At 54.5% G+C, this 3,189-nt stretch carries 4 protein-coding genes; 2 read left to right on the top strand and 2 right to left on the bottom strand.

Annotated features, from left to right (window positions below; translation table 11 throughout):
* Positions 1-158 precede the first annotated feature (158 nt).
* Both RUM_RS01355 and proS read left to right on the top strand, forming a co-directional pair.
* Positions 159-431: a hypothetical protein gene (locus tag RUM_RS01355; protein ID WP_015557434.1), complete on the top strand. Its 273-nt coding sequence runs from the start codon at positions 159-161 to the stop codon at positions 429-431.
* The gene (proS, locus tag RUM_RS01350) at positions 418-1,875 is read left to right on the top strand and encodes a proline--tRNA ligase (protein WP_015557433.1); all 1,458 of its coding nucleotides are present in this window, start codon (positions 418-420) and stop codon (positions 1,873-1,875) included. The genes RUM_RS01355 and proS overlap by 14 nt, the downstream gene beginning before the upstream one ends.
* A 65-nt stretch (positions 1,876-1,940) precedes the next feature.
* On the opposite strand, the gene RUM_RS01345 is transcribed toward proS, so the two are convergent.
* Complete coding sequence (locus RUM_RS01345; RefSeq protein ID WP_015557432.1) at positions 1,941-2,126, bottom strand: hypothetical protein; 186 nt, start codon at positions 2,124-2,126, stop codon at positions 1,941-1,943.
* Between the two features lie 16 nt (positions 2,127-2,142).
* Positions 2,143-2,832: a PspA/IM30 family protein gene (locus RUM_RS01340; RefSeq protein ID WP_015557431.1), complete on the bottom strand. Its 690-nt coding sequence runs from the start codon at positions 2,830-2,832 to the stop codon at positions 2,143-2,145.
* Positions 2,833-3,189 lie beyond the last annotated feature (357 nt).

The raw sequence follows: 3,189 nt of genomic DNA, 5'->3' as shown, positions 1-3,189 counted from the left end.
CGGTAAACCCGTACTGCGTAAGCGGCTTGGTTAAACAAATGGAGCAACGCAGAAGAAACCGCAATCAAAAAAGGCAAAACATAAAGAACCCCCGCCACCTTGACAATCCCTATCCCCATGCGCTATAATAATAGTATATGTGGCAGGAGGTGTGTGACATGGAACAGGCGGAATACCAATGGAGCCGAACGGATGCCATGCTCTGGGTGGGAAAAATCGCACTGCTGTTTTTTCTGATCCTGGGGCTGATCTATGTATTCACGGTGCTGACCCCGAAAATCGCTGCGTGGATCGACAAGAAACGGGGCAAGCAGCCGGCGTATACCCAGTATGACGAACACACCAAGGTCAAGGGCGTTTTCGAGGCAGACCTGCCCAAGGACAAAAATCAGAAGGAAAATGAGGAGCAGAAAGACAATGGCGAAGGATAAAAAGCTGGTGGAGTCCATCACAAGCATGGACGAGGATTTTGCACAGTGGTACACGGATATTGTAAAAAAGGCGGAGCTGATTGAATACACCAGCGTCAAGGGCTGTATGGTGATCCGGCCCTACGCATATGCGATCTGGGAGAACATTCAGCATATTCTGGACGGCATGTTCAAGGCAACCGGCCACGAGAACGTGTGCATGCCCATGTTCATTCCGGAAAGCCTGCTGCAAAAGGAGAAGGATCATGTGGAGGGCTTTGCGCCCGAGGTGGCATGGGTCACCATGGGGGGCAGCGAAAAGCTGGAGGATCGGCTCTGTGTGCGGCCTACCTCCGAGACCCTGTTCTGTGAGCATTATGCCAACATCGTACACTCCTACCGGGATCTGCCCAAGCTGTACAACCAGTGGGTCAGCGTGGTACGGTGGGAAAAGACCACCCGTCCCTTCCTCCGCTCCAGAGAGTTCCTGTGGCAGGAGGGGCATACCATTCATGCCACCGCACAGGAGGCCATTGAGGAAACCGAGCGGATGCTGAACGTGTACGCTGATTTCTGTGAGCACTCCCTGGCGATGCCCGTCATCAAGGGCAGAAAGACCGAAAGCGACAAGTTTGCCGGTGCCGTTGCAACCTACGCCATTGAGGCGCTGATGCATGACGGCAAGGCGCTGCAGGCAGGTACCTCCCACTACTTCGGGGACGGCTTTGCCAAGGCATTCGACATTGAATACACCGACAAGGAAAACAAGCGTGTGAACCCCCACCAGACCTCCTGGGGCGTGACCACCCGGCTCATCGGCGCCATCATCATGACCCACGGGGACAACAGCGGTCTGGTGCTGCCGCCGGCAGTGGCACCCATCCAGGCTGTGATCGTACCCATCGCACAGCACAAGGAAGGGGTTCTGGAGAAGGCAAATCAGTTGGCAGAGGCACTGAAGGCGCAGGGCATCCGGGTAAAGCTGGACGATTCCGACAATTCCCCCGGGTGGAAGTTTGCCGAATACGAAATGAAGGGCGTGCCGGTTCGGATCGAGATCGGCCCCAAGGATATTGAACAGAGCCAGTGCATCGTTGCCACCCGGTACAACGGGGAGAAGCAGCCGGTTGCCCTGGATGAAGCCTACGGTACATTGGTACAGACCGTGCAGCAGCTACTGGACAAGACCATTCCGGAGGGCATGTTTGCAAAGGCGCTGGAGAACCGCACCAACCGCACCTACGACTGCACCAGCCTGGAGGAGATCACCAGAGCCCTGGAGGAGAAGGGGGACGGCTTCATCATGGCAATGTGGTGCGGCGATGAGGCGTGCGAGGACAAGGTGAAGGAAGTCACCGGCGTTGGCTCCCGGTGCATCCCCATGGAGCAGCGGCACATTGCAGACACCTGCGTTTGCTGCGGCAAGCCGGCAAAGCATATGGTTTGCTGGGGCAAGGCGTATTGATTCAGACCAGGAGATACAAGAAAACCCGGAACAAATGTTCCGGGTTTTTTCATGCTCTGTTGCAATCAACCCCAGCCGCAGTCGTCATAGCTGCGCCAGGTTTCGTGATAGCTCCGGCTCCGCAAAGTCTGGTACAGGATCGCTGCCAGAGAGCCGGTCAGGAAGATCAATCCTGCCAGCACAGGCAACAACGACCGCAGCGGCACGGAGGTATCCTTTTTCTCGATGATGACCTTAGCAGGTTCAGACATAGGAACTCCTTTCGGCTTATTCCGCCGGTGTTTCCGCAGCCTGTGCGCCCATTTCCGCCATCAGCCGCTGCATTTCTGCGTCCACCTTGGAATCCTGTTCCAGCTTTTCAAATTCATCCTGGCTGCTGGTATCCACGCCGGAAATCTCCCGGTAAGCCTGGGCTTCCGCTTCCTTCCGGGTGATCTTCTCCTCCATCCGGTTGAACTTATCCAGAGAGCTGGATGCGTCAAAACCGCCCATGGACTTGGCAAGGTTCTTCTGGGTCTCCGCCATCTGGGAACGGGCAATCAGCACAGCCTGGCGGCTCTTTGCCTCCTCCAGCTTGGACTTGAGCACCTCAACCTGGGAGCGGATGGCGTCGGTCTGCTCGGAAATGGTCTCGTGCATCTCCTTGTAGTTGGCAGCTTCCTCGTCCGCCTTGACCTTGTAGGACAGTGCCTTCTTGGCAAGCTCCTGGTCTCCGGAAGCCAGGGCAGTCTTTGCCTTTGCCTCCCAGTTTGCGGAGGTGGCAACAGCGTTGTTGTACTGCTTTTCCACCATTTTCTCGCTGGCAACAGCCTTGCCCAGCGCCTGGGTGGATTTATTCAGTTCCTTCTGCATATCCAGAATGATCTGTTTTACCATTTTTTCGGGGTCTTCTGCTCTATCGATCAGATCGTTGATATTTGCCTTGAGCAGATCGCTCAGACGGGTGAAAATACTCATGTTGAAAACCTCCTTCATTTTCCCGCATGCGGGTTACTATTATTATAGCCATCCGCCTGCCAATTGTCAAGTGGTTTTCTTTTTGTGGGCATGCATTTTTGGTGACTGCTTCCTTTTGTGCGGTTTTTGATGCTCTGCATACTACCTTTGTTAGTAACCTTTTTCTTTTCTGCGTTCTTTTATACTCTGCGTGCTGTTTTTACGCAGTACGGGTTTACCGGATGCTTGGGGAGATGTGTATGATTCTATTTGTTTAACCGGATGGGTCACGCATGACCCATTTACCGGTGTGCGAGCGACAACCTCTTTGAGAGGGGAGAGAGCGCATCTGACGATGCTTATTCTCTCCCCTCTCAT

Source organism: Ruminococcus champanellensis 18P13 = JCM 17042, assembly GCF_000210095.1.
GTDB classification, from domain to species: Bacteria; Bacillota; Clostridia; order Oscillospirales; family Ruminococcaceae; genus Ruminococcus_F; species Ruminococcus_F champanellensis.
The sequence above is the reverse complement of the archived record's forward strand: the minus strand, read 5'-3'. Positions and strand labels throughout refer to the sequence as shown.